The following is a 25,068-nucleotide window of genomic DNA, read 5'->3' on the forward strand; positions in this document are numbered from 1 at the left end:
TGTGTGTCACACGCGGAACGCCTGCACGGCGGTGTGCAGCTGACCGCCCAGCAACAGCAGGTTCTCGCCTTGCTCGCGACCCTGGCCGATGCGCAGCAGATTGTCCCCGCCCAGTTGGTGAATCCGTTCGCTGTGATCGCGGATCTCGCTGACCGCGCCGCTCTGTTGCGCGGTGATGTCGGCGATGCGGATGGCCGTGTCGGAGATGGTCTGGATCGCGCCGACAATCTTGTCCAGCGCCCCGTCCGCCGATTGCGCCTGATTGGCCGTGGCCTCGGCGTGTTCGACCTGCGCGCGCATGCCCTCGACTGATTGCCGGGCGGCGGTTTGCAGGCCGGCGATCAGGGTCTGGATTTCGGCGGTGGCGCCGGCGGTGCGCTGCGCGAGTGAGCGCACTTCCTCGGCCACCACGGCAAACCCGCGGCCCATCTCCCCGGCGCGGGCGGCTTCGATCGCCGCGTTGAGCGCCAGCAGGTTGGTCTGGTCGGCAATCGAGCGGATCACCGTCAGCACGCCGCCGATGGTTGCCGACTCTTCGGCCAGGTGTTCGATCATTTGCGCATTGCCTTGCACTTCGCCGACCAGCGCGTGCAGACCAGTGAGGCTCTGGCCGATCACCTGCTGCCCGTGTTCGACGGCCAGCCCGGCATGACGGCTGGCGTCCGCAGCCTGGCGCGCATCGCCGGCCACTTGCTGGATGGTGGCTTCCAGTTCGCCGAGGGAATCACGGATCAGTGCGGTATCGCCGGCCTGATGTTCGGCACCGCTGTGCAAGTCATTGCTCAGTTCGGCGAGGGTGCGGCTGCTGCCCGCCACTTGCTCGGCATTGCCGCGAATGGTTCCGACTAGATCCACCAGATAGGCACGCAGGCGATTGAGAGAGGCTTCAATGTCGTGCAATTCGCGGTTGGTCTTGCCCAGATGAATGTCGCGGCTGAAATCGCCTTCGGCCCAGGTCGACAGCGCCGGGGCGAGGTTGGTCAGGGTGCGGGCCAGGCGCCGCTGCAGGGTGTCGATCAGCAGCGCGATCAGCAGAATCAGGCCGATCATCACGCCTTGCATCAGCCGCACTTCGCCCTGGATCTGCCCGTGCTGGGCGCGCACCACCGGTTCGAGACCGGCGATGGCCTGCTGCACAGCGGCGATTTTCTGGTGGGTCGCGGTGCTCAGGTCGGTGCGTTTCTGGATCTGATCGCGGGTGCGCGCCAGCTCTGCCGGGTAACGACCGAGCAAACTGTTGAGCTCGCGTTTGAGGCCGACGCCGGCATCTTCGGCAGCGGCTTTTTCCGTACTTTCGATGCCCATCATCGCGGCGAAATCGTCGCTGCCGGATTCAGTGCTGGCGACCACGCCGAGCAAGGGCAGGGCGTCGATCGCTTGGGCCTGGGCGCGAATGTTGCTGACTTCGCGCTCGACATCGGCGGCCAGTTCACTGCGTCCGCTGCTGACCAGTTTGTCCCGGGCCAGCGACAGTTTGCCCAGATGTTGAGAGGCGACCAGCAGGGGCGTGAGATAGGTCGCGTTGCCGCCAGCGTAGGTGCTGAGCTGATCGAGGCTGGCGCTCAATTCCCGCTCGGCCTGCAACAGCAGGGCCTGTGGATCGCCGGCCAGTTTGCCGGCGGCCAGCAGGTCGGTCTTGCTGAATTCATCGAGGCCGGTGAGGCTCGGGCGCAAGGTGTCGGCCAGCGCCGGCGGCAGCTCGCCGAGCTCCTTCTGCAACTGATCGATGGCCTGACTGGCGCTGCTCAGGCGCAGGGCGTCGCCGCTGGCGAGGTAATCCTCGACGTTGCGTGCCACGTCATTCTGAAATTGCTGCGACAGCCCAAGGTAACGCTCCATCAACAGATACGGGCGCTCCAGGGCTTTCTGCGACCACCACAGCGTGGCGCCGAGGGCCACGCAGACGGCGACCAGCAACAGAGTATTGAGATTGGTGAGCAACTTCAGGCGCATGACGGCTACCAACGGCAGAATGGTAAGCGCCTGAATTTATTGCGGTTCTGTTACAGGGTTATGACCGATTGGGTCGAATCCGATGAAAAAGTGGCACTTTGCTTTGAGTCGCGCGCGGTCTGCACCCGATTGCGTCCTTCGCCCTTGGCGCGATACAGCGCCTCGTCGGCCTGGCTGGCCATCATCAGGCTGTCGGAGTCGTCGTGCATCTCCACCACACCGGCGCTGAAGGTGCACCACAGATCCTGCGGCTGGGCCGGATAGTGGATCTCGGCAAAGCGCTGGCGGATTTCGTCGAGCACTTTGTGCGCGGCTTCTATATCGGTGTCGGGCATGACGATGGCGAATTCCTCGCCGCCGTAACGGCCGATGAAATCGGTCTTGCGCAGACGCTGCTTGAGGAACAGCGCCAGGCTCTTGATCACCCGGTCGCCCATGGGGTGGCCGTGGCTGTCGTTGACCCGTTTGAAGTGGTCGATGTCGAGCATCGCAAAGCTCAACGGCTTGTTCTCACGGCGGGCGCGGAACGAGCAGTCTTCGAGCAGTTGCAGAATGTGCGTGTGGTTGTACAGGCCGGTGAGGCTGTCGCGAACCATCCGTGCTTTCAGGTTGCGCGCGCGGGCGGCGCGGTTGCGCACGGTGGTGATCAGGTGGCGCGGCTTGATCGGCTTGGTCAGGAAGTCGTCGCCGCCCTCGCTCATGGCGTCGAGCTGCTTGTCCAGATCGTCTTCGGCCGACAGGTAAATGATCGGTACGCTGACGTAACGGTCGTTGTGGCGGATGACCTTGGCCAGCTCCGTGCCGGTGCAGGCCGGCATGTACATGTCGAGGATGATCAGGTCCGGCTGGAAGTCCGCCAGCTCGGCCATCGCCTGGATCGGTTCGATCAGGGTGCGGGTGACGATCCCGGCGCTGTTGAGCAGGCGCTCGGTGTGCAGGGCCTGGGCGCGGGAGTCGTCGATGATCAGCACTTTATAGGGTTCGTACTGGGCGACGCAGGTCAGGACTTCGATCTTCTCCAGCAGGCTCGAGGCCTCGAGGGTGCCGGTGAGGAATTCCTGGCCACCGGCACGCACCGCCGCGAGGCGGGTCGGGGTGTCGGTTTCGTGCAGGCTGAAGAACAGCAGCGGCAGCGGTTCTTCCAGACCTTGCTGGGCTTCGGCGGCGAGTTTCAGGCCGACGCCGGCGCCGCTGAAATCCACGTCCATGACGATCGCGGCCGGCAGGCGCTCGACCATCGACGAGCGAAACGCCGACACGCTGTCCAGCGCCTGAGCGCTCAGGCCGAAAAACTCCAGCTGTTTGGCCAGCCGCTCGGCGCGGTCGTGATCCTGCAGCATCACGTAGATCGGTTTGCGCAGGGGCGGCAGGAAGGTCTGATCGAGCTGATCGCCATGGCGCAGGCCGGTGCGCGACAAACGCTGCATCAGACGGTTGAGATCGGTGATCAGGCCGCTGCTCAGGCGTCCGCGATTGGCGTCCACCGCTTCCAGCGACTGGCTGATGTGGCGGGCCAGCTGCGTGTGTTCGGGCTGTTCGAAACGCTCGGCAAAACGCAGCAGGCGCAGATTGGCCTCGCTCAGTTCGGCGAGATCGGCAGTGGACCACTCACTGCGTTGCAGGCGCTGCCATATCTCAAGAATCTGACGTGCCTGATGAATTACCCGCTGGGCAAAGTGGTGCTTGAGGCGCTCACGGCTGGGGTCTTCTGGCTCGGTCATATCCTGACTACTAGTTAGGGTGCATGCTGAGATCGACTGGTGGCTCTATGCTAGCACCTCTTTTCCCTTACATGAGTGTCGTACGTCAATAATCTGCGGTACGACATCATTCAGTTTCTGACTGCCGGGTTTCAATTTGAACCTGATCGTCGGGGAAGTCCCCATCTACCGGGCATTTGCCGATCTGCACACCGGTGAATTTATCGGAGGCCGAGAAAGGCGGGGCAGGGTATTTGTTCTGTCCGGTTGCGGGTATCGGCGGCGGATTGGTGATGAAACGGGTATCGGGGAATCCCTTAGGACGGTCTGTCCCGGCCTCGTGTCGGGTGGCGAGACAACGCCTGTCAATATTGACGGGTGCCGGGTCGAGGCACGTTGTTGTATGGTTGTGGTCGAACCGTTGAACCCAAGATTGAAAGGATATCGCCATGCTGGACTGGAAGAACCGCGCGGGCAGCGCGCCTGAACGTGCCGCCGAGCCCAAGTCGGCCGCCCGCAGCTATGTCGGCGGGCTGTTGTTCAGCCGGGCGCTGGCCACGCTGGTCGCCATTTACCTGTTGGTGACTATTGCCCTTGGCTGGTACTGGAGCCAGGAGCCGGCGCTGTTTCCCGTGGCGCAGAACGCTCAGGTTGCTGCCGAGAAAGAGGGCAAGCAGATGGTGGTCGGCTACACCACCGTCGAAACCCTGAAAACCGTGGCCGGCACTTTGCTCGACAAGCCGGGCGGTTACATTTCCAACGACCGTTTCCCGCCGGGCCTGTGGATGGACAACATGCCGAGCTGGGAATACGGCGTGCTGGTACAGGTGCGCGACCTGACCCGTGCCCTGCGCAAGGACTTCGCCCGTTCGCAGTCGCAATCGGCTGAAGACGCCGACCTGGCCAAGGCCGAGCCGCGCTTCAACTTCGACAACAAGAGCTGGATCCTGCCGTCGAGCGAGTCGGAATATCAGGAAGGCATCAATTCCCTGAGCCGTTATCAGGCGCGTCTGTCCGACCCGACCCAGAAAAACGCACTGTTCTACGCCCGTGCCGACAACCTGAACAACTGGCTGGGCGATGTCGGCACCCGTCTCGGTTCGCTGTCGCAACGTCTATCGGCCAGCGTTGGCCGGGTCAAGCTCAACACCGCACTGAAAACCGAAGTGCCGGCCGTGGGTGAAGTGCCGCAGGTCGACGAGGAAGTCGTCGAGACGCCGTGGATGCAGATCGACAACGTGTTCTACGAAGCCCGTGGTCAGGCCTGGGCGCTGTCGCACCTGCTGCGCGCGATCGAGGTCGATTTCGCCGACGTGCTGGCGAAGAAGAACGCGACCGTCAGCGTGCGTCAGATCATCCGCGAACTGGAAGCCTCCCAGGAGCCGATCTGGAGCCCGATGATCCTCAATGGCAGCGGCTTCGGTGTGCTGGCCAACCACTCGCTGGTCATGGCCAACTATATTTCCCGGGCAAACGCCGCCGTGATCGATTTGCGTCAACTGCTCAATCAGGGCTGAGTCATGGACGAGAGCGCCAAAGAGGCGGCCCACCGCGCCGCCTCGGATGCCGAACAGATCGCCTGGGTCGACGAGCAGGACAACCTGCTCGGCGCCCTGGTGCGTTCCGACCTGCGCGAGCGCGGGCTGATCGGCCGTGGCACCTACATCATGCTGTTCAACTCCGCCGGTGAACTTTGCGTGCATCGGCGCACGTTGAGCAAAGCCATCTATCCCGGTTACTGGGACGTGGCGGCGGGCGGCATGGTGCAGGCGAACGAGACCTACGCCGAGTCGGCGGCCCGTGAACTGGAGGAAGAGTTGGGAGTGAGCGGCGTCGAGCTGACCGCCCATGACCATTTCTACTTCGAGGACACCGGCAATCGCCTGTGGTGTTCGGCATTTTCGGCGGTGTGGGACGGGCCGTTGATCCTGCAACCTGAAGAAGTGCTCGAAGCGCGCTTCATTCCGGTCGAGCAGGTCATGCTGGAAATCCAGCAAAAGCCTTATTGCCCGGACTCTCTGGCCGCGTTGAAACGCTATCTGAAGGCGCAACAAAGCGACGTCGCAAAGAACACATAAATTGGCGCCGATTGGCACTTAGCAATCGGCGTTTTTGCCGTTACACTGCGCGACCTTTTCAAGCTGTGCCGGCCCGCTTTCAGGAGCTCATGGCACAGTAGCGCTGCCCCTGCCTGAGTGGGGCTTCGCGGTCGATAGCCTTGCCCAAGGCTGCGATCAGTCTTTGTCCTCCCGAGAGGATTGCCGGTGGCCAAAAAAGCCGCATCCTTCGCCGCCCTGGGCGGCCTGGTATTTTCCACCGACGCAGGTCGTCATTGCCCGGAATGCAGCAAGCCGGTGGACGCCTGTATCTGCAAGCAAACCGTGATCCCGGCCGGCGACGGCATTGCCCGCGTGCGCCGCGAGAGCAAGGGCCGTGGCGGCAAGACGGTGACCACCATCACCGGCGTGCCCCTGGCCGAAGACGCACTCAAGGAGCTGGCGACAACGTTGAAGAAACGTTGCGGCACCGGCGGTGCGTTGAAAGACGGGATCATCGAGATCCAGGGCGACCATGTCGAGCTGCTCCTGGCCGAGTTGGTCAAGCACGGTTTCAAGGCGAAGAAGTCCGGCGGCTAGCAGCCTCTGTGAAACCCACCGGCGGCTTGATTCAGCTCCAGAATTCCTGGGTCTGACGTCGTTTCCATGGTTTTCACAGAGCCTGTTCATGACCGGTTTCTAAACTCAACGCTGTCAGCGCGGTCTACCGCCCCGCTGACGAACCGTCATTTTCATTCTTTAGACTGCGCCGGCCTGAGATCAGGCGACGCACTATGACTTCTTTATAGGGGACTTCGATGTCCGTACGACGCACACGCAAAGACGATGGCAGCCAATGGACAGTTGCGGACAGCCGCAGTGTTTACGGGATTCGCCATTGGGGGGCCGGGTATTTCGCGATCAATGACGCCGGTCGCGTCGAAGTTCGTCCGAACGGCCCGAGCAGCTCGCCTATCGATCTGTTCGAACAAGTCGACCAGTTGCGCAAGAGTGGCTTGTCCCTGCCGCTGCTGGTGCGTTTCCCCGACATCCTGCAAGACCGCGTTCGTCAGCTGACCGGCGCTTTCGACGCGAACATCGAGCGTCTGGAATACCAGAGCAAATACACCGCGCTGTACCCGATCAAGGTCAACCAGCAGGAAGCGGTGATCGAGAACATCATCGCCACCCAGAACGTTTCCATCGGTCTGGAAGCCGGCTCCAAGCCTGAGCTGCTGGCCGTGCTGGCACTGGCGCCGAAGGGCGGCACCATCGTCTGCAACGGTTACAAGGACCGCGAGTTCATTCGTCTGGCGCTGATGGGCCAGAAGCTCGGTCACAACGTGTTCATCGTGATCGAGAAAGAATCCGAAGTCGGTCTGGTGATCGAAGAAGCCGCCTCGCTGAAGGTCAAGCCGCAGGTCGGCCTGCGCGTGCGTCTGTCGTCGCTGGCTTCGTCGAAGTGGGCGGACACCGGTGGCGAGAAATCCAAGTTCGGTCTGTCGGCGGCGCAACTGCTGTCGGTGGTCGAGCGCTTCCGCGCGGCGGGTCTGGATCAGGGCATCCGTCTGCTGCACTTCCATATGGGTTCGCAGATCGCCAACCTCGCTGACTACCAGCACGGCTTCAAGGAAGCGATCCGTTACTACGGCGAACTGCGCAACCTCGGTCTGCCGGTCGATCACATCGACGTCGGCGGCGGTCTGGGTGTGGACTACGACGGTACTCACTCGCGCAACGCCAGTTCGATCAACTACGACATGGACGACTACGCCGGTGTCGTGGTCGGCATGCTCAAGGAGTTCTGCGATGCGCAGGCCCTGCCGCATCCGCACATCTTCTCCGAAAGCGGCCGCTCGCTGACCGCGCACCACGCGATGCTGGTGGTGCAGGTGACCGACGTCGAGAAACACAACGACGACGTGCCGCAGATCGAGAACAAGGAAGCGCTGCCGGAAACCGTGCAGTGGCTGGTTGACCTGCTCGGCCCGACCGACATCGAAATGGTCACCGAAACCTACTGGCGCGCCACCCACTACATGAGCGATGTGGCCGCCCAGTACGCCGACGGCAAACTGACCCTGGCCGAAAAAGCCTTGGCCGAGCAGTGCTACTTCGCGGTGTGCCGTCGCCTGCACAACTCGCTGAAGGCGCGTCAGCGTTCGCACCGTCAGGTGCTGGACGAACTCAACGACAAGCTGGCCGACAAGTACATCTGCAACTTCTCGGTATTCCAGAGCCTGCCGGACACCTGGGCAATCGATCAGGTCCTGCCGATCATCCCGCTGCACCGTCTCGACGAAGAGCCGCTGCGTCGTGCCGTTCTGCAAGACCTGACCTGCGACTCCGACGGCAAGATCAATCAGTACGTCGACGAGCAGAGCATCGAGACCAGCCTGCCAGTACATGCGCTGAACGAAGGTGAAGACTACCTGCTGGGCGTGTTCCTGGTCGGCGCCTATCAGGAAATCCTCGGCGACATGCACAACCTGTTCGGTGACACCGACTCGGTGAACATCTACCAGAACGCCGACGGCAGCGTGTACCACGCCGGCATTGAAACCCACGACACCATCGAAGACATGCTGCGTTACGTGCACCTGTCGCCGGAAGAGCTGATGACCCACTACCGCGACAAGTGCGCCAGTGCCCGCATCAGCGCCAGCGAGCGCACCCAGTTCCTCGATGCATTGCGCCTGGGCCTGACCCGCTCCTCCTACCTGTCTTCCTGAGGCCAGGTTCCGCTTTCATCTGGTTGTCTGAAATTGTTCCGCTCACCGCGGACGTTTCAGACAACCAGGTGAGACGCTTCTTTTTCTCTTCGCGAAACGGCTTGCTTCCAGGCGAGCAAAGTGACGTCGTCTGCTTTTCGCGTAGGTCATTTCCGAATTTGTAGTTCGGCCCTCTACTCGGCCATGGGTCTCGGCGAGAATCCCCGCCCGCCCCCCTGTAGAGAATTCCCCCATGTTCGATCCAGCCGACGAGCCGTCGTTTCGTCTCGATGTAGCGGGCCTGTCCGACTCGCTTGAAGTCCTGGCATTCACGGGTTGCGAAGCCATCAGCGAGCCTTTCGCGTTCGAGATCGACGTGCTGGTCGATGACCCTCATCTTGACCTTGCAGGCCTGATGTATCGTTCCGCACGTCTGTGCTTCGGGCCTTCGGGCAATGGTGTACACGGGCAGTTGCACAGCCTCGTCCAGCATGAACACGGGCACGGTGCCCGGTTGTGCCGGGCGCGGCTGGAACCGCGGTTGAGCTGCCTGGGCCTGCGCTTTAGCCAGCGTATCTTCAGCGACCGCTCGGTGCCGCAGATTCTTGATCAGGTGCTCAGGGAGCACGGTATCAGTGGTAACTGGCGCCGATTCGACCTGCAAGGCGCGTATCCGCCCCGGACATTCTGCACCCAGTACGGCGAGTCGGATCTACAACTGGTACAGCGGTTGTGCAGACAGGCACGCATTCACTATCACTTCGAACATGGGATCCGGGGACATTGCCTGGTGTTCGGGGACGATCCGGCCCGGCTGCCACGCGCCGGGAACCTGCGATGCGAGGGCGAGGATGGGGAGTCGTCGCCGACAGTGAACCGCTGGCAACTGGGCGAGCATGCCCGCCTGCACGCAGTAGGCTCGCGGCGGACACGTACGGCACAGGGGCATTCCGATTCGCCAACCCTGCGCAGTGGTCACTGGTTGACGATTTCCGGCCAGCCCCTGGCAGACGCGAATGCGCGCTGGCTGGTGAGTCGAGTCGAGCATCGGGCCGATCAGTCGCTCGAGCCGCCCTACAGCAACCGGATTTTTGCCGTTGACCGGTTGCCGGTGTCCCGATCATCCGTTGAATACCGCGGGGCGCGCATGTGCAGCCCGCAACGTGCGTGGGTGGTCTCGGTCGAGGAGGCGCAACCGGATGCCGTGCGGCCGGTGGCAGTCCAGTTCGACTGGCTCTATCAGGGGGAAGGGGCCCGCCCCAGTCACTGCTGGCTGCCGCTGGCTCCGGCGTTGGCCGACACGCCGATGGCATCATTGAAGGACGGGGTGGAAGTGGTGGTGAGCTTTCTGGAAGGTGACCCTGAGCAGCCCGTGATCAGCGGCGTCTTGCAGGTCCCGGCATTCACCGAAGCCATCGAGGATGATGCACCGTCACCACTGCCCGAGCGTCTGGCGAGCGCGGGCCTGCCTCAATGGCTGAAAGCGGCCGAGCCGTTATTGTTGTTGTGCCTGATACCGGGCGGCGGCAGTTATCGCCATTGCGCGGCGTCACTGTGCAGCTGTCGATTGGTCGCCGGGCTCAAAACGAGCGACGGAAGATGAGCGTCGCGGCCCCCGGACAGCGCGCTCAATGGTTGTTGCTGGATATCGCACAGGCACCACAGGCCGTGCAGACGTTACGCCAGGGATTCGCCGGCGTGCACAGCCTGAAGCTGTTTGACGGTACGGAGTTCCAGCCGGTCTGTGACCAAGGCCCGTGGCTGATCGACCTGCGCGATTGTCCGGCGCTGTCGGCACTCTGTCATACCGATCCGCTGACCTGGCAAGGGCTGCTGCTGGGCAGCGAGGCCTCGGCGCAGGTATTGCGCGAACACTTGCAGCGGATGCTGACCGTGTCCATCGGCCTGAATCACCGGGCACTGCTCAATTTCTACAATCGGCAGACCGCCAGCTACTTTTTCGATGCCTGCGATGCCCGGCAATTGAGCTGCTGGCTCGGGCCGATCGGGTGGCTGCGCTGGTTCGGCGGGACCTGGGCCGATCTGGCCGGTGGCAGTCAGGGCTGGCAGCAATTGCGCAATCCGGGGCTGGCCGTGGAGCCGCTGCGGATCGAGCAAAGCCTGACCCGCCGACAGCGCGAGCGCCTGCACCGTTGCCTGCTGGATCAGCATGTCTGGCGCTGGAGTCAGGCGACAGGGAACGATTATCGGCTGATGTCTTCCTTTCAGGAGCAAGGCCTGGAACTGGGGTTCAGCGAGCAGGCGCTGCTGGACGACTGGTTGTGGCTGCGTTTGCAGCATCCGCGTGCCGAACTGACGCCGCTGCCGCAAGGATTGACCCCACGGGAGCGGCTCGAACTGTTGCGTCGGCGTTGGCTGAACGACCCGTCGTGAGGCGCCGCTTCAGTGAGCGGCACCGTTGAACCAGCCATCGGTGCGCCGCAGCCACCACGCCAGTCCTCCGAGCGTCAGGCTGCGCAGCACCATGAACAGCAGGAATGAAATCCATAGGCCGTGATTGCCCAGACCTTGCAGCGCCCAGGCGACCGGCAGCAGCAGGATTACGGTCGCCAGCATGCCGTTGCGCATTTCCCGGGCGCGGGTGGCGCCGATGAACAGGCCGTCGAGCAAGTAGCTCCAGACCGCGATCAAAGGCAGGACGGCCAGGTAGGGCAGGTAGATGAACGCGGTCTCGCGCACGCTCTGGATGTCGGTCTGCATTTCGATGAGCAAGTGGCCGGCCAACAGAAACAGTGCCGCAAAGCCCAGGCTCGCGAGCAACGACCAGCCGCCGGCAACCACCAGCGAGCGGCGCAGGGCCAGACGATCACGGGCGCCGATGGCGTGGCCGCACAGGGCTTCGACGGCGTGGGCCAGACCGTCCAGCGCGTGGGCGGTCAGCAGCAGGCCGTTGAGCAGCAGCGCATTGGCCGCGACCGTGGCATCGCCGAGCCTTGCGCCCTGCACGGTGATCAGGAAAAACACCGATTGCAGGGCCAGGCTGCGGATGAAAATGTCGCGGTTGACCGCCAGCAGCGGACGCCAGCTCTGCCAGACTTTCAGGGCAGCCCAGGCGATGTGGCCGGGATAGGCGCGCAATGCCTTGCGAGTCATCCACAGGCCGAGCAGGGCACCGCTCCATTCGGCGATCACTGACGCGCGGGCCGAACCGACCACGCCCCAGTCCAGACCAATCACAAACCACAGGTTGAGCACGATGTTGATCAGGTTGGTGCTCAGCAGAATCGCCAGCGGTGCCCGGGCGTTCTGGGTGCCGAGGAACCAGCCGACCAGCGCATAACTGGCCAGCGCCGCCGGCAGCCCGAACAGCCGGGTGTGGAAAAAGTCGCGGGTCAGTTGATCCAGTTCCGCCGACGGTTGCATGAAGTGCAGCGCAACGCCGCTCAGCGGTACGCCCAGCGCGCCGAGCAGCAGCGCCAGCCCCATCGCCAGCAGCAGGCCCTGAAGCAGAATCTGCCGCAAGGCCGCACCGTCGCTGCGACCGGCGGCCTGAGCGGCGAAACCGGTGGTGCCCATGCGCAGAAAACCCATGGCCCAGGCCAGAAAGGTGTACAGGCTGGCGCCCACGGCCACCGCGCCCAGTTGATGCGCATGTGGCAGATGCCCGATGACGGTGCTGTCGACCAGCGCCACCAGCGGCACGGAAATGTTGGAGAGGATCATGGGGGCGGCGAGGGCCCAGACCCGGCGATGGGTCGGGCGGTCGCGCCAGTCGGTGATCAGGTTGGACATGCGGGCTCCTTGGGGAGCGGCATTGTAGCGGGAGGTGTCAGTGAATGATCCAGCTCAGCAGCCACAATCCCAGCAGCAACCAGATGATCCCGGCAATGATCGAGGCATTCATGAACGCGCGGATTGCCGACCACAACAGCATCAGGCCGACGATCAGCGCGATGATGCTGATGATCGACGTGTCCATGCCCAGCGCCTTCGACAGCCCGTCGACAAAGTTGCCGCCAGCGTTGCCGAGCAGATTGAACAGGCCGCTGAGGCCGTCGACGATGAAGCGGATGATCGAGCCGAGCGCCTGGCCCAGCCATTCGAAAAAGCTTTCTACCTGCATGTCTGTTTCCTGATGAAAGAGCTGAGCCTTGGGCCGCAGCGGGTGCGGTCGAGTTCCCTGCAAGCATAGAGGGTTTTAACGGGCGACTGGCCCTTGCCTTCGCTCGGCATCCCCCCGAAGCTATACGCCTTCAGGAGAGCCCGATGAACCTTGTTGAACTGACCGAACGCCTGCACGCCATTCGCGACCGCAATGACTGGCGGCAATTTCACAGCCCGAAAAACCTGGCCATGGCCGCCAGTGTGGAAATGTCCGAACTGGTGGAAATCTTCCAGTGGCTGACCGAAGACCAGTCCCGCGAACTGCCGGCGGACAAACTCGCCCACGCCGGGCAGGAAGTCGGCGACATCGTTCTGTATCTGTTGCTGCTGTGCAGTGAACTGGGGCTGGACATGAATGAAGTGGTGCGCAGCAAACTCGCCGACAGCGAACGGCGGTTCAGCTGATGAGCGACCGTCATTTCGATCAGTTGGCGACCCGTTTCGCCGAAAAAATCTACGGTGGCGCCAAAGGCGCGATCCGCCTCGCGGTGCTGCAGGCCGACCTCGCCGAAGCCCTGCCGGATCGTCCGTTGCGGGTGCTGGACATCGGTGGCGGCCTGGGCCACATGTCGCTGTGGCTGGCCGAACGCGGGCACCAGGTGACTTTCACCGAGCCGGCCGAACCGATGCTTGAAGGCGCACGCCAGCGCTTTGCCGACGCCGGGCAAACCGCGACGTTCATTCAGGCGCCCTGGCAGGAACTGCTCGGCCAGCTCACCGAACCCTACGACCTGGTGCTGTGCCATGCGGTGCTGGAATGGCTGGCAGAGCCCCACGCGATCCTGCCGGTGCTGCATCAGTTGACCAAGCCCGGCGGCTGGCTGTCGCTGGCGTTCTACAACCGTGATGCACTGATTTACCGGAACCTGCTCAAAGGCCATTTCAAGAAAATGCGCAAGAACGACATGGCCGGTGAAAAGCAGAGCCTGACGCCTCAGCAGCCACTCGATCCACGGGAACTGGCAACGCAACTCGCCGGGTTGTGGCAGGTCGAAACCCAGAGCGGGGTGCGGGTTTTCCACGACTACATGCCGGTGGAATTCCAGGCCCGCGCCGAGTTGATTGATTTGCTCGAGATGGAGCTCGCCCATCGTCGTCACCCAAGCTTCGCCGGGCTTGGGCGCTACTTGCACTGGATCTGCCGGCCGATCTGATCGGAGCGAGATATGAAAGGTCATTCAGGGTTACTGCTGATCTGTCTGGGATTGGCCGCGTGCCAGGGCAGCAACCCTTACGTGGCGCAGTCGCGACCGTTGCCGCCGGCACCGCTGCAAGCGGCGACCACCTTCGACCGCAGCGCTTATCCCGCGCCGCCTCGGGATTACGGGCGTTACCGCAGCTGGGCGTGGCTCAACGGTCAGTTGCCGCCGGGCACGGCCTGGGCGGATTCGGCGCAATTGGCCGAAGCCGTGAGCAGTGCGCTGGACCAGCGCGGTCTGCGCCCGCTGCATGACAATCGCCCGGCCGATCTGCTGGTCAGTGCCAACCTGAGTCTGGAAACCCGCCTGCGTCAGGTGCAGGACGATTACGGTTATTACGGCGGCGGCTACGGTGGTTATGACCGTTACGGCCGCGGTTACGGGATGTACAACACGGTGCCGATCGTTCGTACCTACCAGGAACAGGTCGTGGTGGTGCGGGTCGATCTGTTCGACGCCGGCAGTGGTCAGCCGGTCTGGAGCGCCAGCGCCGAAACCGGCACCCAGGGCAAGCAAAGTGATCGCACCGATGCGATTCGGGAGGCTGTCGAAAAGGCCATGTCGGCGTATCCTCCCAGTTAGCTTCCTGCAATTGAGAAGCTCCCTCAGGTTCATGTCTTCCACCGGAGAAAAACCATGTTCCGCCGTCTCGCTTTACTGGCCGTGGCCGCACTGCTCAGTGCCTGCGCCGCCAACCAGGTCAATCATGACTTCGACGCCAGCCGCGACTTTGCCGCGTACCGCAGCTGGAGCTGGAAAGACCCCGCCCTGCAATACCGTCCCGACGATCCACGGATCAAGAGTGATCTGACCGAGCAACGCATCCGTCAGGCCGTCGCCGACCAACTGGATCAACGTGGCCTGCGCCCGGCCGCTTCGGGTGCCCGGGGCGATCTGTTTGTGCAGACCTACCTGATCGTCGAGGACCGCCAGCAACAGGTGACCACCAACTACGGCGGCGGTTGGGGTGGCCCGTGGAACGGTTATTGGGGCGCGCCGATGTACAACGAAACCCGCAACATCACCTACAAGGTGGCGACCATTCAGGTCGATCTGCTCGACGGCAAGGACGGCAAACTGGTGTGGCGCGGCAGCGACGAGCAAATGCTCAGCCGCACGCCGAACCCGGCGGATCGCAGCAATGCCATCCGCGAGACGGTGGCGCGGATCCTGTCCAACTATCCACCGCGTTGAGTTTGTTTGAAAAAAGACGGGAGTCCATGGCTCCCGTTTTTTATGGGTGGATGAAACTGGCGTCTTGCCAGCAGTGTTGCCTGCGCATGTCTACACTCATACCCATCCATGGAGGTTGCGCCCGGCCGTGCGCCGGCAAAGGAGTGCGCCATGTCCCGCCATTCGCCGTTCATCGATCCTGCCCGACAACGCGGGGCCATCGGCCTGATGGCGGCGCTGACCCTGAGCATGGCGCTGGTGTTCATCCTGGTGGTGGTCGACAGCGGCCGCTTGTACCTCGAGCGTCGCCATCTGCAACAGATCGCCGATGTCGCCGCCCTCGAAGCCGCGACCCGTGGCGGCAATTGCGGCGCCGGGGCCACGGCCAACGCCTATGCGCTGGCCAGCGTCGTGCGTAACAATTTCCCGATTCCCAGTGCCGGTCGCACCCTGGCCGTCGCCTGCGGCACGTTGAACCTGGACGCCAGCAATCTGCGGGTGTTTGCCGTCAACGCCGCCAGCACGGATGCGATCCGCGTTGTCGTCAGCCATACCGTGCCTCAGAGCTTTGCCGGTGCCATCGGCGGACTGTTCGGCGGCGCCGGGCGCAATGCAACCATCAACCTCAGCGCCACGGCAGTCGCGGCGCTCCCGCCACCTCTGGCATCACTGACCATCCGCAGCACGGCGCTGAACATCGACACGGCCCGGTCCGCCGCACTTAATGCGCTGTTCGGTGGATTGCTCGGCGGCAACCTCAATCTCAGCGCGGTGAGCTGGAACGGACTGGTCAACACCAACATCAACCTGCTCGGCTATCTGGACCGGTTGAAGGTCGATATCGGTCTCAGTGCCGGCGGCTACGAGCAGGTGCTCGGCAACACCATCGCGGTCAGTCAGCTCGTCCAGACCGCGATCAACGTCCTCGACCCCAACGGCACCCTGAGTGCCACGGCGACCATCCTCGGCTTGCAGGCGATCAAGGCGGCGGCCGGTGCCACACAAGTGGTGCTGGGCAATCTGCTGAAGGTTCAGGCTGGCACCCAAGCCACGGCGCTGGCGGTGGATTTGCGGGCATTCGATCTGATTCAGGGCTTCGTGCAACTGGCCAACAAGCAGAACGGCCTGGTGGCCAACCAGTCGATCAACCTCGGCGTGGCGCAAATCACCGCTCGGGTGCAGGTGCTGGAGCCGCCGCAATTGTCGGCCATCGGTAACCCTCGGCTGGCGGCCGCCAACCCCCTGGGGCCGAACCGGATTTACGTGAAGACCGCGCAGGTGCGAACCCTGTTGTCGGTCAATCTGCCGTTGCTGGATACGATCCTGTCGCTGGTCAATGGCGTGGCCGATCTCGCGGGCCCCTTGGTCAACACGCTCAATGCCTTGCTCAGTCTGAACCTGGTGGGGGTGATCAATTCGCTGACTTGCGCGCTCGGCGCCCCCTGCCAGACCCCTTCGATCGAAGTGTTGTCAGGCCCGATTCAGCTCGACGTGGCACTGGATGTGGCGGCGGCCAGCAGCTATGTCACCGCGTTCAGTTGCCTGACGCCAACCAACAAGACCCTGACCACCAACACCACGACGGCAGTCGCCAACCTGAAGTTCGGCCGGATCGACCCGGCGGCCGTCTTCGGCAGCAACATCGCGCCACCTACCGTCGTGGTGCAGCCTTTGCGGGTGGTCGATATCGGCGTAAAGACCTGCCGGCGTTTTCTTGTGCTGCCGGTCAGTTGTGACCCGCGTATTCCTTCTGTCGGCGGCGGCCTCAGGATCTCGGCCGATACCACCATCGGGCAGAACTCCAATATGCCTCACGTCTATTCCGCTCCGCCGGCCACCACGTTGCCGGAGATCAACCAGCCGCCGTTCTATTACAGTTTCACCACCTCCAATATCGTCAGCAGCCTGGGCAATACCCTGAGCAACATCACACTCGACATGTACGGTCCGACCGGTAGTGTGGTCGGCGGGCTGGGGGCCATTCTGAGTTCGGTGAAAGTGTTGCTGGTCGACGCCATCAATACGGTGCTCAGCCCGCTGCTCGACACCCTGATCAACACCCTGCTGATGGCTCTGGGGATCAACCTCAACCAGGTCGACGTCGGCGCCAATCTCAGTTGTCAGTCGGGGCGGGCGACGCTGGTGATCTGATCGTCGAGGGCAATCGGCAATTCGATGCAGAACCGTGCGCCGTCGTCGCCGTTGCGCACGCTCAGGCGTCCGCCCATGTTCTCGACGATGCCGTAGCTCACCGACAAGCCCAGGCCAGTGCCGACGCCCACCGGTTTGGTGGTGAAGAACGGCTCGAAAATCCGCTCCAGCAAGCGCGGGTCGATGCCGCCGCCATTGTCCTCGACCCACAGCCGCACCACGTGTTCGTCGTGTTCGGCACGCACGCCGATCCACGGCTGGAAGTCGCGATTGGATTCGCGCTTGCCCAGCAGCGCATCCCGGGCGTTGACCATCAGGTTGATCAGCACTTGTTCCAGCTGATCGACGTACCCGCGCACCTGCACCTGAAAGTTCGCCTCGCCGATCCGCAATTCGACCCCTTTGCCGCGCAGGCCTTCGGACAGCAACGACAGGGTGCCTTCGATGGCATCGAGCGGATTGAACGGGTGCTGTTCGATTTCCGAGCGCCGACCGAACACCCGCATGTGATCGACCACCCGCGCCGCACGCTGGACCTGAGCGTCGATGCGGTTGAGTTTGTCGGTCAGGTAATCGATTTGCACATCGCCGTTGCCCAGACGTTTGAGCACGTTGACGATGGCCATGCGCATCACGTTCAGCGGCTGATTGATTTCGTGGGCGAGCCCCGTGGCCATCTCGCCGAGGGTGGCCATTTTTGCGCTCTGGGTCAGTTGCTGTTGCGAACGCCGGACCTCGGTGTTGTCGCGGCCCACCGCCTGCACCTCAAGCAGGCGACCCTGTTCATCGAAGACCCCACGATCCGACCAGATCCACCACGCATGCTCGCGGCCCGGCAGGCGCAGGTTGATTTCAGCGCTGCTTACCGGCGCGTCCGGGGTCAGTTGCGCCAGGCGCTGGACAAAGGCCTCCCGTTGTTCGTCGGACATCCAGCTACCCAGATTCACTCCCGGCAGTTGCTCCGGGGCGCACTCCAGATACATCGCCAGTGGCCGGTTGCCGAAGGTCAGGGTCAGGTCCGGGCGATAGCGGCAGATCATCGCCGGCGAATCTTCGACGAGGATCCGGTAGCGTTCTTCGCTGGTCTTGATCCGCTCGGCGGCTAGGGTTGCATCGGTGACATCCAGCCACAGTCCGACAGCTTCTACCGGCAGGCCGAGGTCGTCGCGCAACAATTTGGCTTCGTCGAGCAGCCAGTGGACGTTGCCCTGAGTGTCGAGCATCCGGTAGCGCGTGCTCACCGAACCTTCACGCAGCAAATGTCGGGTGCGTTCGAAATAGGCCGCACGGTCCTCGGGATGCACATGATTCACCAGCGCGCCGTCGGCACAGTCGGCGAGGCCCCAACCCAGCAGCGGTTGCAGGCTGGCGCTGAAAAACGTCGGCTGCAGCGCGCCTTCGACATAGCGCTGCACGTAGATCACCGCTGGCGCGCTGGCGATCAGGTTGTCCAGTCGCGCATGGGCGGCGGCGGCCTGTTGTTGCTGGTTCTTGATGTCGCTGATGTCGAGCATGAAGCCCACGAGACGCCGCTCGGCACCGATGCCCAGCGACTGGCCCTGCAAGCGGAACCACTGCGGTTGCGCCTGATCGTCGGGTTGCAGGCGCACGCACAGCTCCAGTGGCTGACCTTCGTCCTGCAAGGCTTGCAGACGACTGCGCAGTTCTTCGCGGTCGGCCGGGTGCACCCGGGCGAACCAGTCCTGGATCGGCAGGCGCCCGGCGCTCAACCCGAGGCTGGTGGCCAGCGCGTCGGCCAGCAGCACTTCGGCGCTGTCGCTGAACACCTCCCACCAACCGGTGCCGAGCAGGCTTTGCAGGATTTCCAGACGTTCCAGCTGCAAGTGGTGACGATGTTCACGCAGGCGTTCCAGCAGCGGCGCGGCCACGGCAGCGGCCAGTTGCAGCCAGTCGTGATCGTTCAAGTCGGCGGTGTGTGGCTGCACGCTGAAGCAGCCGAAGAGCAACCACGCGGCCACGCCATAGGCATCGCGATAAGGCACGGCAAACCCTTCGGCGGGGCCGAACACACTGCTCAGGCGGGGATGCTCGGCGGGCAGCACGCGTTGTGGTGCGGCACCGTTGAGGCTGTCGAGGCCGGTGCCCAGGCGCTGCACGGTGTCCCACAACTGCGGGGCGTCGGGTGCACTGTAATGCTGATGGATCTGCCAGCCCTCGGTCTCTTCATCCAGCAGCGCCACGGCCAGGCAAGGCACCTGAAAACGCTGGCTCAGGCACTGCAACTGTTCGCCCAGCACTTGTGGCAGACGCGCCAGGCCGCAGAGCCGCAAGTGGTCGCGAATGTGTGCGGCGAGCCACTGGCACTGCTCGCGGCTGCGCGCCTGGCGCCTTTCCCCCAACAGGTCGCCGATGTCCAGCAGTTGCAGAACCCAGCCATCCCCCTGCGGTTGCACCCAGCCGCGCAAGTGCAGTGGCGGGCCGGCGAGGCTGAAAAAATCCAGATCGAGCAATTGTCCCTGCCAGTCGGCGGGCACGCCTTCGACCGCAAGCGCGCTGTGCGGCAGCAGGTAATCGAGCAGATGCAGCGTGCGGGTGGCGGACAGTTGTTGCGCCAGCAGATGGCGCAGCGGCCCGGTCAGGTGGGTGACCTGACCTTCGCCATCCAGATGCAGCTGCAAACCGACGCCGGGCACCACGGGGTTGTCCACGACCGCTGACGGTGTGGGTGTTTGACGATTGAGCAGACGGTCGAACAGCTTGTCGCCGGAACTCAAAATTGCAGGCTCGAGCTGGCGGTCAGGTTGGCAGGCAGATTGGGCACCGCCCCGATACCGGGCAAGACCAGAAACGGTAACGCCTGATTGAGCTTGTTGGTCGGGTAGTTGACGGTCACGGTCAGCAGACCGCCCACATAGGTAACCGTGGCGTCGGTGGCCGCGTTGAAGTTCAGTGCTGACGGCAGCCACGCCAGTCGCCGGGCCAGTTCGGCACGAGCGACGTTCTGGATCGCGGTGGCGTAGTTGGCGGTCGCCGGATCCAGCGCCACCCCGCGTCGCACGGCTTCGGACGTCGACTGGGTGAAGGCCTGCATCAGCAACATCGGCAGGCTGTAGCTCACGATCCCGTAAAACACGGCAAAGAAGATGACGAAGACCAAGGCAAATTCGATGGCGGCGGCGCCTTTTTGCTTGCGGGGGAGGCCGGTTTTCATGAGCGCGTCTACCCTGACAGTCACTACGTAGTATCAGCATAGAATCATTCAGCCAAAACGGACGATTTTTACCGGATGCACAGCTTTGTCCTACTGATCTGGCTGACACTCTGCGCCGCGCAGGATGCCCGCGAACGCCACATCGGCAATGTCCTGACCCTCGGCGTCGGCGCGTTGGCGCTGGTCTGGTTGCTGGTCACCGGCAGCACCTGGCTCGGGGCCGATGCGGCGCAGGGCGGCTGGGCAGTGTTGCTGGCGCTGGCGCTCACGCTGCCGGGTTACCTGCTGGGGCGAATGGGCGGCGGCGATGTGAAATTAATGACAGCCCTGGCCCTCGCGACAGACGGTCAGCACCTGCTCGGCGCGTTCATCGGCGCTGCTCTCTGCAGTGCGATCTGGATACTCCTGGTGCCAAAAGTCTGGCTGCATGCAAGTCAAGGGGTTAGAGAACGTCTTCGATATTTCAGTCCTGAGATGTCAAAAAAGCTGCCATTTGCACCGTTCGTGCTGGTTGGAACAATCCTGACTTTTTATTGGATCCATTAGTCGCCACTCGCCACTACTGCTATGTACATAGTCGGAAAGTGCGTCTACTTTCAAATGAGCGGTTATACAGCCACAGACTGGCGGTACAGGAATGGTCAGCTTTGGCCCGGGCATGGAGTGGCACGTGAACAAGCTTACGTCGGCGGTGAAGGTTCTTGTGGTCGATGATCAGGCGCTGATCGTTGAAGAGCTTTGCGAGTTTCTCGAGAGCAGCGGTTATCGCTGCGTTCCCTGCGGGTCCAGTCAGGAGGCGATCACCCGGTTCAGTGAAGATCCGGCGATCGGCCTGGTGCTGTGCGACCTGCACATGCCGGACATGGACGGCATCGAACTGGTGCAGGCGCTGCAACGGTTGTCCGGCAAGAATCGGGCGTTCGAAGCGATCATGCTCACCGGCCGCGCCGACAAGCAGGATGTGATCAAGGCGTTGCGCGCGGGGATTGCCGATTACTACCAGAAGCCGGTGGATCTGGATGAATTGCTGGACGGTCTGCGGCGTCAGGAGGCGGTGCTGCAGGAGCGGCAGAAGACGCTGCAATTGGGGCACCTGAATCAGAAGCTGCAGGATCTTTCTTCGTCGATCGATGATTTGTATCAGGATCTGGACAAGGTTCGGCGCGGGCCTGCGCCGGCGGCCCAGTCGTTGCCTGAGGGTGACAGTGTGGAGATGCCGGCGATTTTCGAGCAGTTGTCGCCGCGGCAGCTCGATGTGGCCCGGCTGGTGGGCAAGGGGCAGACCAATTATCAGATTGCCTGTGAGTTGGGGATTACCGAGAACACGGTGAAATTGTATGTGTCGCAGGTTTTGCGCTTGACGCATATGCATAATCGGACGCAGTTGGCTCTGGCCCTTGCGCCCGGCAGTTCTTCCTCGGTTCGGCGGGGGGTTACGGCGCATTGACCTTGGCGGCCTTTGGGCCGGCCAGGTTCTTGGGGTTTTGGGTGAATATCCGTTTTTTTGGGTGTTGCGGCTGGCGGTTCCGCCCTTACGGCGGGTCCCTTTTTCAAACGCCAAAAAGGAACCAAAAGGCTGTGCCCCTGCGTTCGGCGCCTCGCTGTGGCTCGGCGTTCCTTCGTTACGGGATTCATCCGGGGGCATCGCCTACGGTTTGCTTCGCTGCACCTCCTCTCGATGCATGCGGCTGCGCCGCACGGTCGCTGCGCTCCCACCCCCGGATAAATCCCTCCACTCAGCCTTCCGATGGGGCCAAAAGATCAAAAGCTTTACTCGAGCTAACGCTCATCGTGTTGAGTGGTGGGAAGCGAACAGCAGACTGCTTTTTCTTGATCGTTCCCACGCTCTGCGTGGGAATGCAGCCCTTGACGCTCTGCGTCCCAATTCGAGCTGCCAGTGACGATGGCACTCTCTGGCAAGTCCGTTCAGTCTGAGCGGCTTGGCTGTGGGTTGGATCACGCTGTACTTCGACGTTATCCAGTACTCGGTTCACCGCCAGTTCGGTGGGCATGGTGTTGGAAACATCCACCAAAATCACGTCATCTGTAGGACGACAAACACGTTAAGAAATGTGTGCTTGTGCCCCGTTTATCCCCCCGACCCACTGTCCACAGTCCCTGCCTGCTTCTGATCAAAGAATTCAGGAATCTCGTGTGTGTAGCTCTTCAACCAGCGTTGCATGCTCAGTTCGCGTTCGGTGGGGGTGCTGGTCTGGGGTTTGGTGGAGGCGGCTTTGTTGCGGCTTTGCAGGAGCAGCCAGCCTTCGGTTTCCTGTTGTTGCGCCGAGGCGGGGCCGGGGTCGATGGCGTGGGTGGTCAGGGGCAGGGCGAGGAGGGTGAGGCAGAGCGCGGTGGCTTTCATGGCGGGGCTCCTTACTTGAGCATCGCGGTGGCGGCTGCGGTGACGGGGCTTGGGGTTTTGAGTTTCTGGGCGCGGGCCTGGGCTTCGCTGAATTGTTCGGGGCTCAGGTTCAGGCGGCTGACCAGTTCGGCGGCGCGGGTCCAGTCGTCCTGGTAGAGCAGCAGCGTCACCAGGTTCAGGGCGGCCAGCGAGTCGCTTTGCTTGAGTTCCATGGCGGTGAGGAATTCGAAGCGGGCGTCTTCGATGCGCAGTTGGTTGAGGTACACCACGCCCAGGTCGTTGCGGATTTTTTCGTCGGTGGGGGCCAGGCGGGCGGCGCGTTGCAGGTGGGCCTGGGCCTGGCCGTAGTCGGCGCGGGCGGCGGCGAGTTGGCCGAGGCCGTGTTCGGCTTCGGCGGCCAGGCAGCTGCCGAGCAGGCCGCGATACAAAGGTTCGGCTTCGCTGCGCCCCAGCAGGCGATAGACCTTGGCCTTGCGCAGGCGGACGTCGGCGAGGTTGTCCGGCAGGCTTTGCAGGTTGGCCAGGCTGGCGTGCAGTTTGCCGTCCTTGGCCATGTCGTCGGCCAGGGTCATCGACAGTTGTTGCTCCTGGCTCAACGGGCCGCAACCGGCGTTTGGGGTCAGCGCGTTCCAGGGCGCCTGGCCGTTGCTGGCGCAGCCGCCGAGCATCAGCAGGGTCAAACAGGCAATCATTGCTTTCATGGCGATTCCTTTATGAGCCCAGCGCCCGTGCCAGGGCACTGAAGCCCGGGCCGGCGAGGACGATCAACAGCGCCGGGAAGAGAAACATCATCATCACGACGGACATTTTGGCGGACATTTTCGAGATGTATTCCTGCAGCCTTGTCAGGCGCCGGTCATCGAGCAGTTGCTTGAGCGCCAGCAGCGATTTCATCGCGCCGCCGCCCTGTTGCAGCAGTTGCTGAAGGATCACGCAGGTGTCGGTGAATTCGTCCACCGCCAGCAGGCGCGTGGCCTTGTTCAGTTCCTCGCCCAGTTCCAGGCCCGAGTCGACCCGGGCCAGCACCAGGCGCAATTCCTGGGTCAGCACCGGCAGCAGCGTCTGGCCTTCGTGGCTGAGCACGCGCAACGCCTGCTCCACGGCCATGCCGGCTTCGAACAGGATGCGCAGCAGCGGGATGAAGGTGGAGATTTCCGTGGCCAGTTGTTTTTGCCGGCGGCCGGCGGCCATCGCCAGCAGGCGTTTGGGCAACAGGTAGCCGATGCCGAGGGCGAACAGCGGGGCGATCCATTGGCGTTCGATGTGAGGAAACAGCACCCCTTGCAGCAACACCGCCACGGTCAGCAACAGCAGCGGCGAGCCGATCTGGCAGGCGGCGAACAGCGAACGCTGGCGGGCGCTGCGCCAGCCGAGGCGGTTGAGCAGGGTCTGGGTTTCGTTGTCGAGTTTGACCGCGCGCTGGCCGAGGGCACTGCCACCGAGCACTTGCAGCAGGTTGCCGAAGCGATTGTCGCGCAGCAGCGCACCTTCCAGCCGCCGCGTGACCTGTCGCGCGCGACGGCGGCGGTCGAGCAGGCCGCTGATCAGCAACAGTGCGGCGCCCAGCATCAACAGGGCGCTGATCATCAGGGGCATGGTCATAGGCTGCGCAACATCCGCCAGAGCAGCAGGCTGCCGATCACCTGCAGGCCGAAGGCGCTGGCGAGCATCATCTGGCCTGAATGGTCGTTCCACATGGCGATCAGGTATTTGGGATTGGACAGTAGAAAGTACCCGGCCAGCCCCACCGGCAGCAGGCCGAGCACCCAGGCGGTGATGCGGGTTTCGCCGGTCATGGCGCGCAACTGGCGGGATGCCTGATCGCGTTCGCGGATCATCCGGATCAGGTTTTCCAGCAGTTCGCTGGCATTGCCGCCGTAGCGGTGATTGACCTTGAGGCCGACGGCGAACAGCCGCAGTTCGTCCTTTTCATACAGCTCGGCCACATCGCCCACCGCTTCCGGCAAGCTCACCCCCAACTGCACGTTGCGCTGTACCCGGCCCATGGCGTTTTTCAGCGGGTCTTCGCTGGCGTCGATCGCGCCCAGTACCGCGTCGGCCAGGGTGCGTCCGGATTTCAGGCTGCGCACCGTGTGATCGAGCAGTTGCGGCAGTTGTTCGATCATCCGCCGCAGCCGTCGCTGGTAGCGCCAGCTGACGTAGAGACGCAACGCCAGCGGTGGCAGCACCAGCAGCAACACAAAACCGATCCAGCCACCGATTGCCAGGCCGATCACGCTGCCGAAGGCCCATAGCAGCAACCACAATTCGAGGCGATCCGGGCGACCGAGACCCGCCCGCAAAAAGGCTCGCTCCAGTCCGGCCCAGCGCGGTTTCTCCGCCAACAACTGCGGTTGTCCCTGATTCAACCGGTCCAGCACCCGTTCGGTGCCGCCCTGGCGCCAGCCGTTGTAGAACAGGCGCAGCGACAGCCCGAGCAGCGCCAGACAGATGAGGATCAGCAACAGCGGTTTGAGCATGCCGTG

Annotated in this window: 23 protein-coding genes; 13 read left to right on the forward strand and 10 right to left on the reverse strand. The window is 63.1% G+C overall.

Features of this window, described 5'->3' with window-relative positions; translation table 11 throughout:
• Positions 1-6: 6 nt before the first annotated feature.
• Entirely contained in the window at positions 7-1,953 is a 1,947-nt protein-coding gene (locus AC1RT4_RS18160) for a methyl-accepting chemotaxis protein (protein WP_493086733.1), read from the reverse strand.
• 50 nt (positions 1,954-2,003) lie between these two features.
• Positions 2,004-3,674: a diguanylate cyclase GcbA gene (gcbA, locus tag AC1RT4_RS18165; RefSeq protein ID WP_085609200.1), complete on the reverse strand. Its 1,671-nt coding sequence runs from the start codon at positions 3,672-3,674 to the stop codon at positions 2,004-2,006.
• A gap of 428 nt (positions 3,675-4,102) precedes the next feature.
• Here gcbA and AC1RT4_RS18170 point away from each other — a divergent pair, with 428 nt between their 5' ends.
• The 6 genes from AC1RT4_RS18170 to AC1RT4_RS18195 all read left to right on the forward strand — a co-directional run bounded on the left by AC1RT4_RS18170 (position 4,103) and on the right by AC1RT4_RS18195 (position 10,794).
• Positions 4,103-5,170, forward strand: coding sequence for a DUF2333 family protein (locus AC1RT4_RS18170; protein WP_192563354.1), 1,068 nt, complete (start codon positions 4,103-4,105; stop codon positions 5,168-5,170).
• Positions 5,171-5,173: 3 nt separating this feature from the next.
• Complete coding sequence (locus AC1RT4_RS18175; protein WP_007951017.1) at positions 5,174-5,731, forward strand: NUDIX hydrolase; 558 nt, start codon at positions 5,174-5,176, stop codon at positions 5,729-5,731.
• Between the two features lie 186 nt (positions 5,732-5,917).
• A complete protein-coding gene (locus AC1RT4_RS18180; RefSeq protein WP_007951016.1) occupies positions 5,918-6,289 on the forward strand; it encodes a translation initiation factor Sui1 in 372 nt (123 codons plus the stop codon).
• Between the two features lie 218 nt (positions 6,290-6,507).
• The gene (gene speA, locus AC1RT4_RS18185; RefSeq protein ID WP_011332271.1) at positions 6,508-8,421 is read left to right on the forward strand and encodes an arginine decarboxylase; all 1,914 of its coding nucleotides are present in this window, start codon (positions 6,508-6,510) and stop codon (positions 8,419-8,421) included.
• A 232-nt stretch (positions 8,422-8,653) separates the two neighbouring features.
• Entirely contained in the window at positions 8,654-10,003 is a 1,350-nt protein-coding gene (locus AC1RT4_RS18190; RefSeq protein WP_493086740.1) for a type VI secretion system Vgr family protein, read from the forward strand.
• Positions 10,000-10,794 carry a DUF4123 domain-containing protein gene (locus AC1RT4_RS18195; RefSeq protein WP_493086742.1) on the forward strand — a complete coding sequence of 265 codons (795 nt, stop codon included), beginning with the start codon at positions 10,000-10,002 and terminating at the stop codon, positions 10,792-10,794. The genes AC1RT4_RS18190 and AC1RT4_RS18195 overlap by 4 nt, the downstream gene beginning before the upstream one ends.
• Before the next feature lie 9 nt (positions 10,795-10,803).
• On the opposite strand, the gene AC1RT4_RS18200 is transcribed toward AC1RT4_RS18195, so the two are convergent.
• Positions 10,804-12,153, reverse strand: coding sequence for an MATE family efflux transporter (locus AC1RT4_RS18200; RefSeq protein ID WP_493086744.1), 1,350 nt, complete (start codon positions 12,151-12,153; stop codon positions 10,804-10,806).
• Positions 12,154-12,190: 37 nt separating this feature from the next.
• A complete protein-coding gene (locus AC1RT4_RS18205) occupies positions 12,191-12,484 on the reverse strand; it encodes a hypothetical protein (RefSeq protein WP_007951010.1) in 294 nt (97 codons plus the stop codon).
• A gap of 143 nt (positions 12,485-12,627) precedes the next feature.
• Here AC1RT4_RS18205 and AC1RT4_RS18210 point away from each other — a divergent pair, with 143 nt between their 5' ends.
• From AC1RT4_RS18210 to AC1RT4_RS18230, 5 genes are all read left to right on the forward strand, one after another.
• The gene (locus AC1RT4_RS18210; protein WP_011332275.1) at positions 12,628-12,930 is read left to right on the forward strand and encodes a MazG-like family protein; all 303 of its coding nucleotides are present in this window, start codon (positions 12,628-12,630) and stop codon (positions 12,928-12,930) included.
• The gene (locus AC1RT4_RS18215; protein ID WP_085700971.1) at positions 12,930-13,679 is read left to right on the forward strand and encodes a methyltransferase; all 750 of its coding nucleotides are present in this window, start codon (positions 12,930-12,932) and stop codon (positions 13,677-13,679) included. The genes AC1RT4_RS18210 and AC1RT4_RS18215 overlap by 1 nt, the downstream gene beginning before the upstream one ends.
• A gap of 12 nt (positions 13,680-13,691) precedes the next feature.
• Complete coding sequence (locus tag AC1RT4_RS18220) at positions 13,692-14,306, forward strand: DUF4136 domain-containing protein (RefSeq protein ID WP_493086747.1); 615 nt, start codon at positions 13,692-13,694, stop codon at positions 14,304-14,306.
• 54 nt (positions 14,307-14,360) lie between these two features.
• A complete protein-coding gene (locus AC1RT4_RS18225; RefSeq protein ID WP_007951006.1) occupies positions 14,361-14,918 on the forward strand; it encodes a DUF4136 domain-containing protein in 558 nt (185 codons plus the stop codon).
• Positions 14,919-15,068: 150 nt separating this feature from the next.
• The gene (locus AC1RT4_RS18230) at positions 15,069-17,048 is read left to right on the forward strand and encodes a pilus assembly protein TadG-related protein (protein ID WP_493086749.1); all 1,980 of its coding nucleotides are present in this window, start codon (positions 15,069-15,071) and stop codon (positions 17,046-17,048) included.
• On the opposite strand, the gene AC1RT4_RS18235 is transcribed toward AC1RT4_RS18230, so the two are convergent.
• Both AC1RT4_RS18235 and AC1RT4_RS18240 read right to left on the reverse strand, forming a co-directional pair.
• Entirely contained in the window at positions 17,018-19,783 is a 2,766-nt protein-coding gene (locus AC1RT4_RS18235; protein ID WP_493086752.1) for a PAS domain-containing sensor histidine kinase, read from the reverse strand. The two genes, AC1RT4_RS18230 and AC1RT4_RS18235, sit on opposite strands and share 31 nt — an antisense overlap.
• A complete protein-coding gene (locus AC1RT4_RS18240; RefSeq protein ID WP_493086755.1) occupies positions 19,780-20,220 on the reverse strand; it encodes a TadE/TadG family type IV pilus assembly protein in 441 nt (146 codons plus the stop codon). The genes AC1RT4_RS18235 and AC1RT4_RS18240 overlap by 4 nt, the downstream gene beginning before the upstream one ends.
• 75 nt (positions 20,221-20,295) lie before the next feature.
• Here AC1RT4_RS18240 and AC1RT4_RS18245 point away from each other — a divergent pair, with 75 nt between their 5' ends.
• Complete coding sequence (locus tag AC1RT4_RS18245; protein ID WP_493086758.1) at positions 20,296-20,766, forward strand: A24 family peptidase; 471 nt, start codon at positions 20,296-20,298, stop codon at positions 20,764-20,766.
• A gap of 91 nt (positions 20,767-20,857) precedes the next feature.
• On the forward strand, positions 20,858-21,667 hold the full coding sequence (locus AC1RT4_RS18250) for a response regulator transcription factor (RefSeq protein WP_493086763.1): 810 nt from the start codon (positions 20,858-20,860) through the stop codon (positions 21,665-21,667).
• A 642-nt stretch (positions 21,668-22,309) separates the two neighbouring features.
• On the opposite strand, the gene AC1RT4_RS18255 is transcribed toward AC1RT4_RS18250, so the two are convergent.
• The 4 genes from AC1RT4_RS18255 to AC1RT4_RS18270 are packed head-to-tail and all read right to left on the reverse strand — an operon-like array spanning position 22,310 to position 25,062.
• Complete coding sequence (locus AC1RT4_RS18255; RefSeq protein WP_493086765.1) at positions 22,310-22,582, reverse strand: DUF3613 domain-containing protein; 273 nt, start codon at positions 22,580-22,582, stop codon at positions 22,310-22,312.
• Positions 22,583-22,593: 11 nt separating this feature from the next.
• Positions 22,594-23,283: a tetratricopeptide repeat protein gene (locus tag AC1RT4_RS18260; RefSeq protein ID WP_273899118.1), complete on the reverse strand. Its 690-nt coding sequence runs from the start codon at positions 23,281-23,283 to the stop codon at positions 22,594-22,596.
• Positions 23,284-23,293: 10 nt separating this feature from the next.
• Entirely contained in the window at positions 23,294-24,184 is an 891-nt protein-coding gene (locus tag AC1RT4_RS18265; RefSeq protein WP_493086768.1) for a type II secretion system F family protein, read from the reverse strand.
• A complete protein-coding gene (locus AC1RT4_RS18270; protein ID WP_273899116.1) occupies positions 24,181-25,062 on the reverse strand; it encodes a type II secretion system F family protein in 882 nt (293 codons plus the stop codon). The genes AC1RT4_RS18265 and AC1RT4_RS18270 overlap by 4 nt, the downstream gene beginning before the upstream one ends.
• Between the last annotated feature and the right edge of the window lie 6 nt (positions 25,063-25,068).

The organism is Pseudomonas sp. GW821-FHT11D10 (assembly GCF_058808435.1).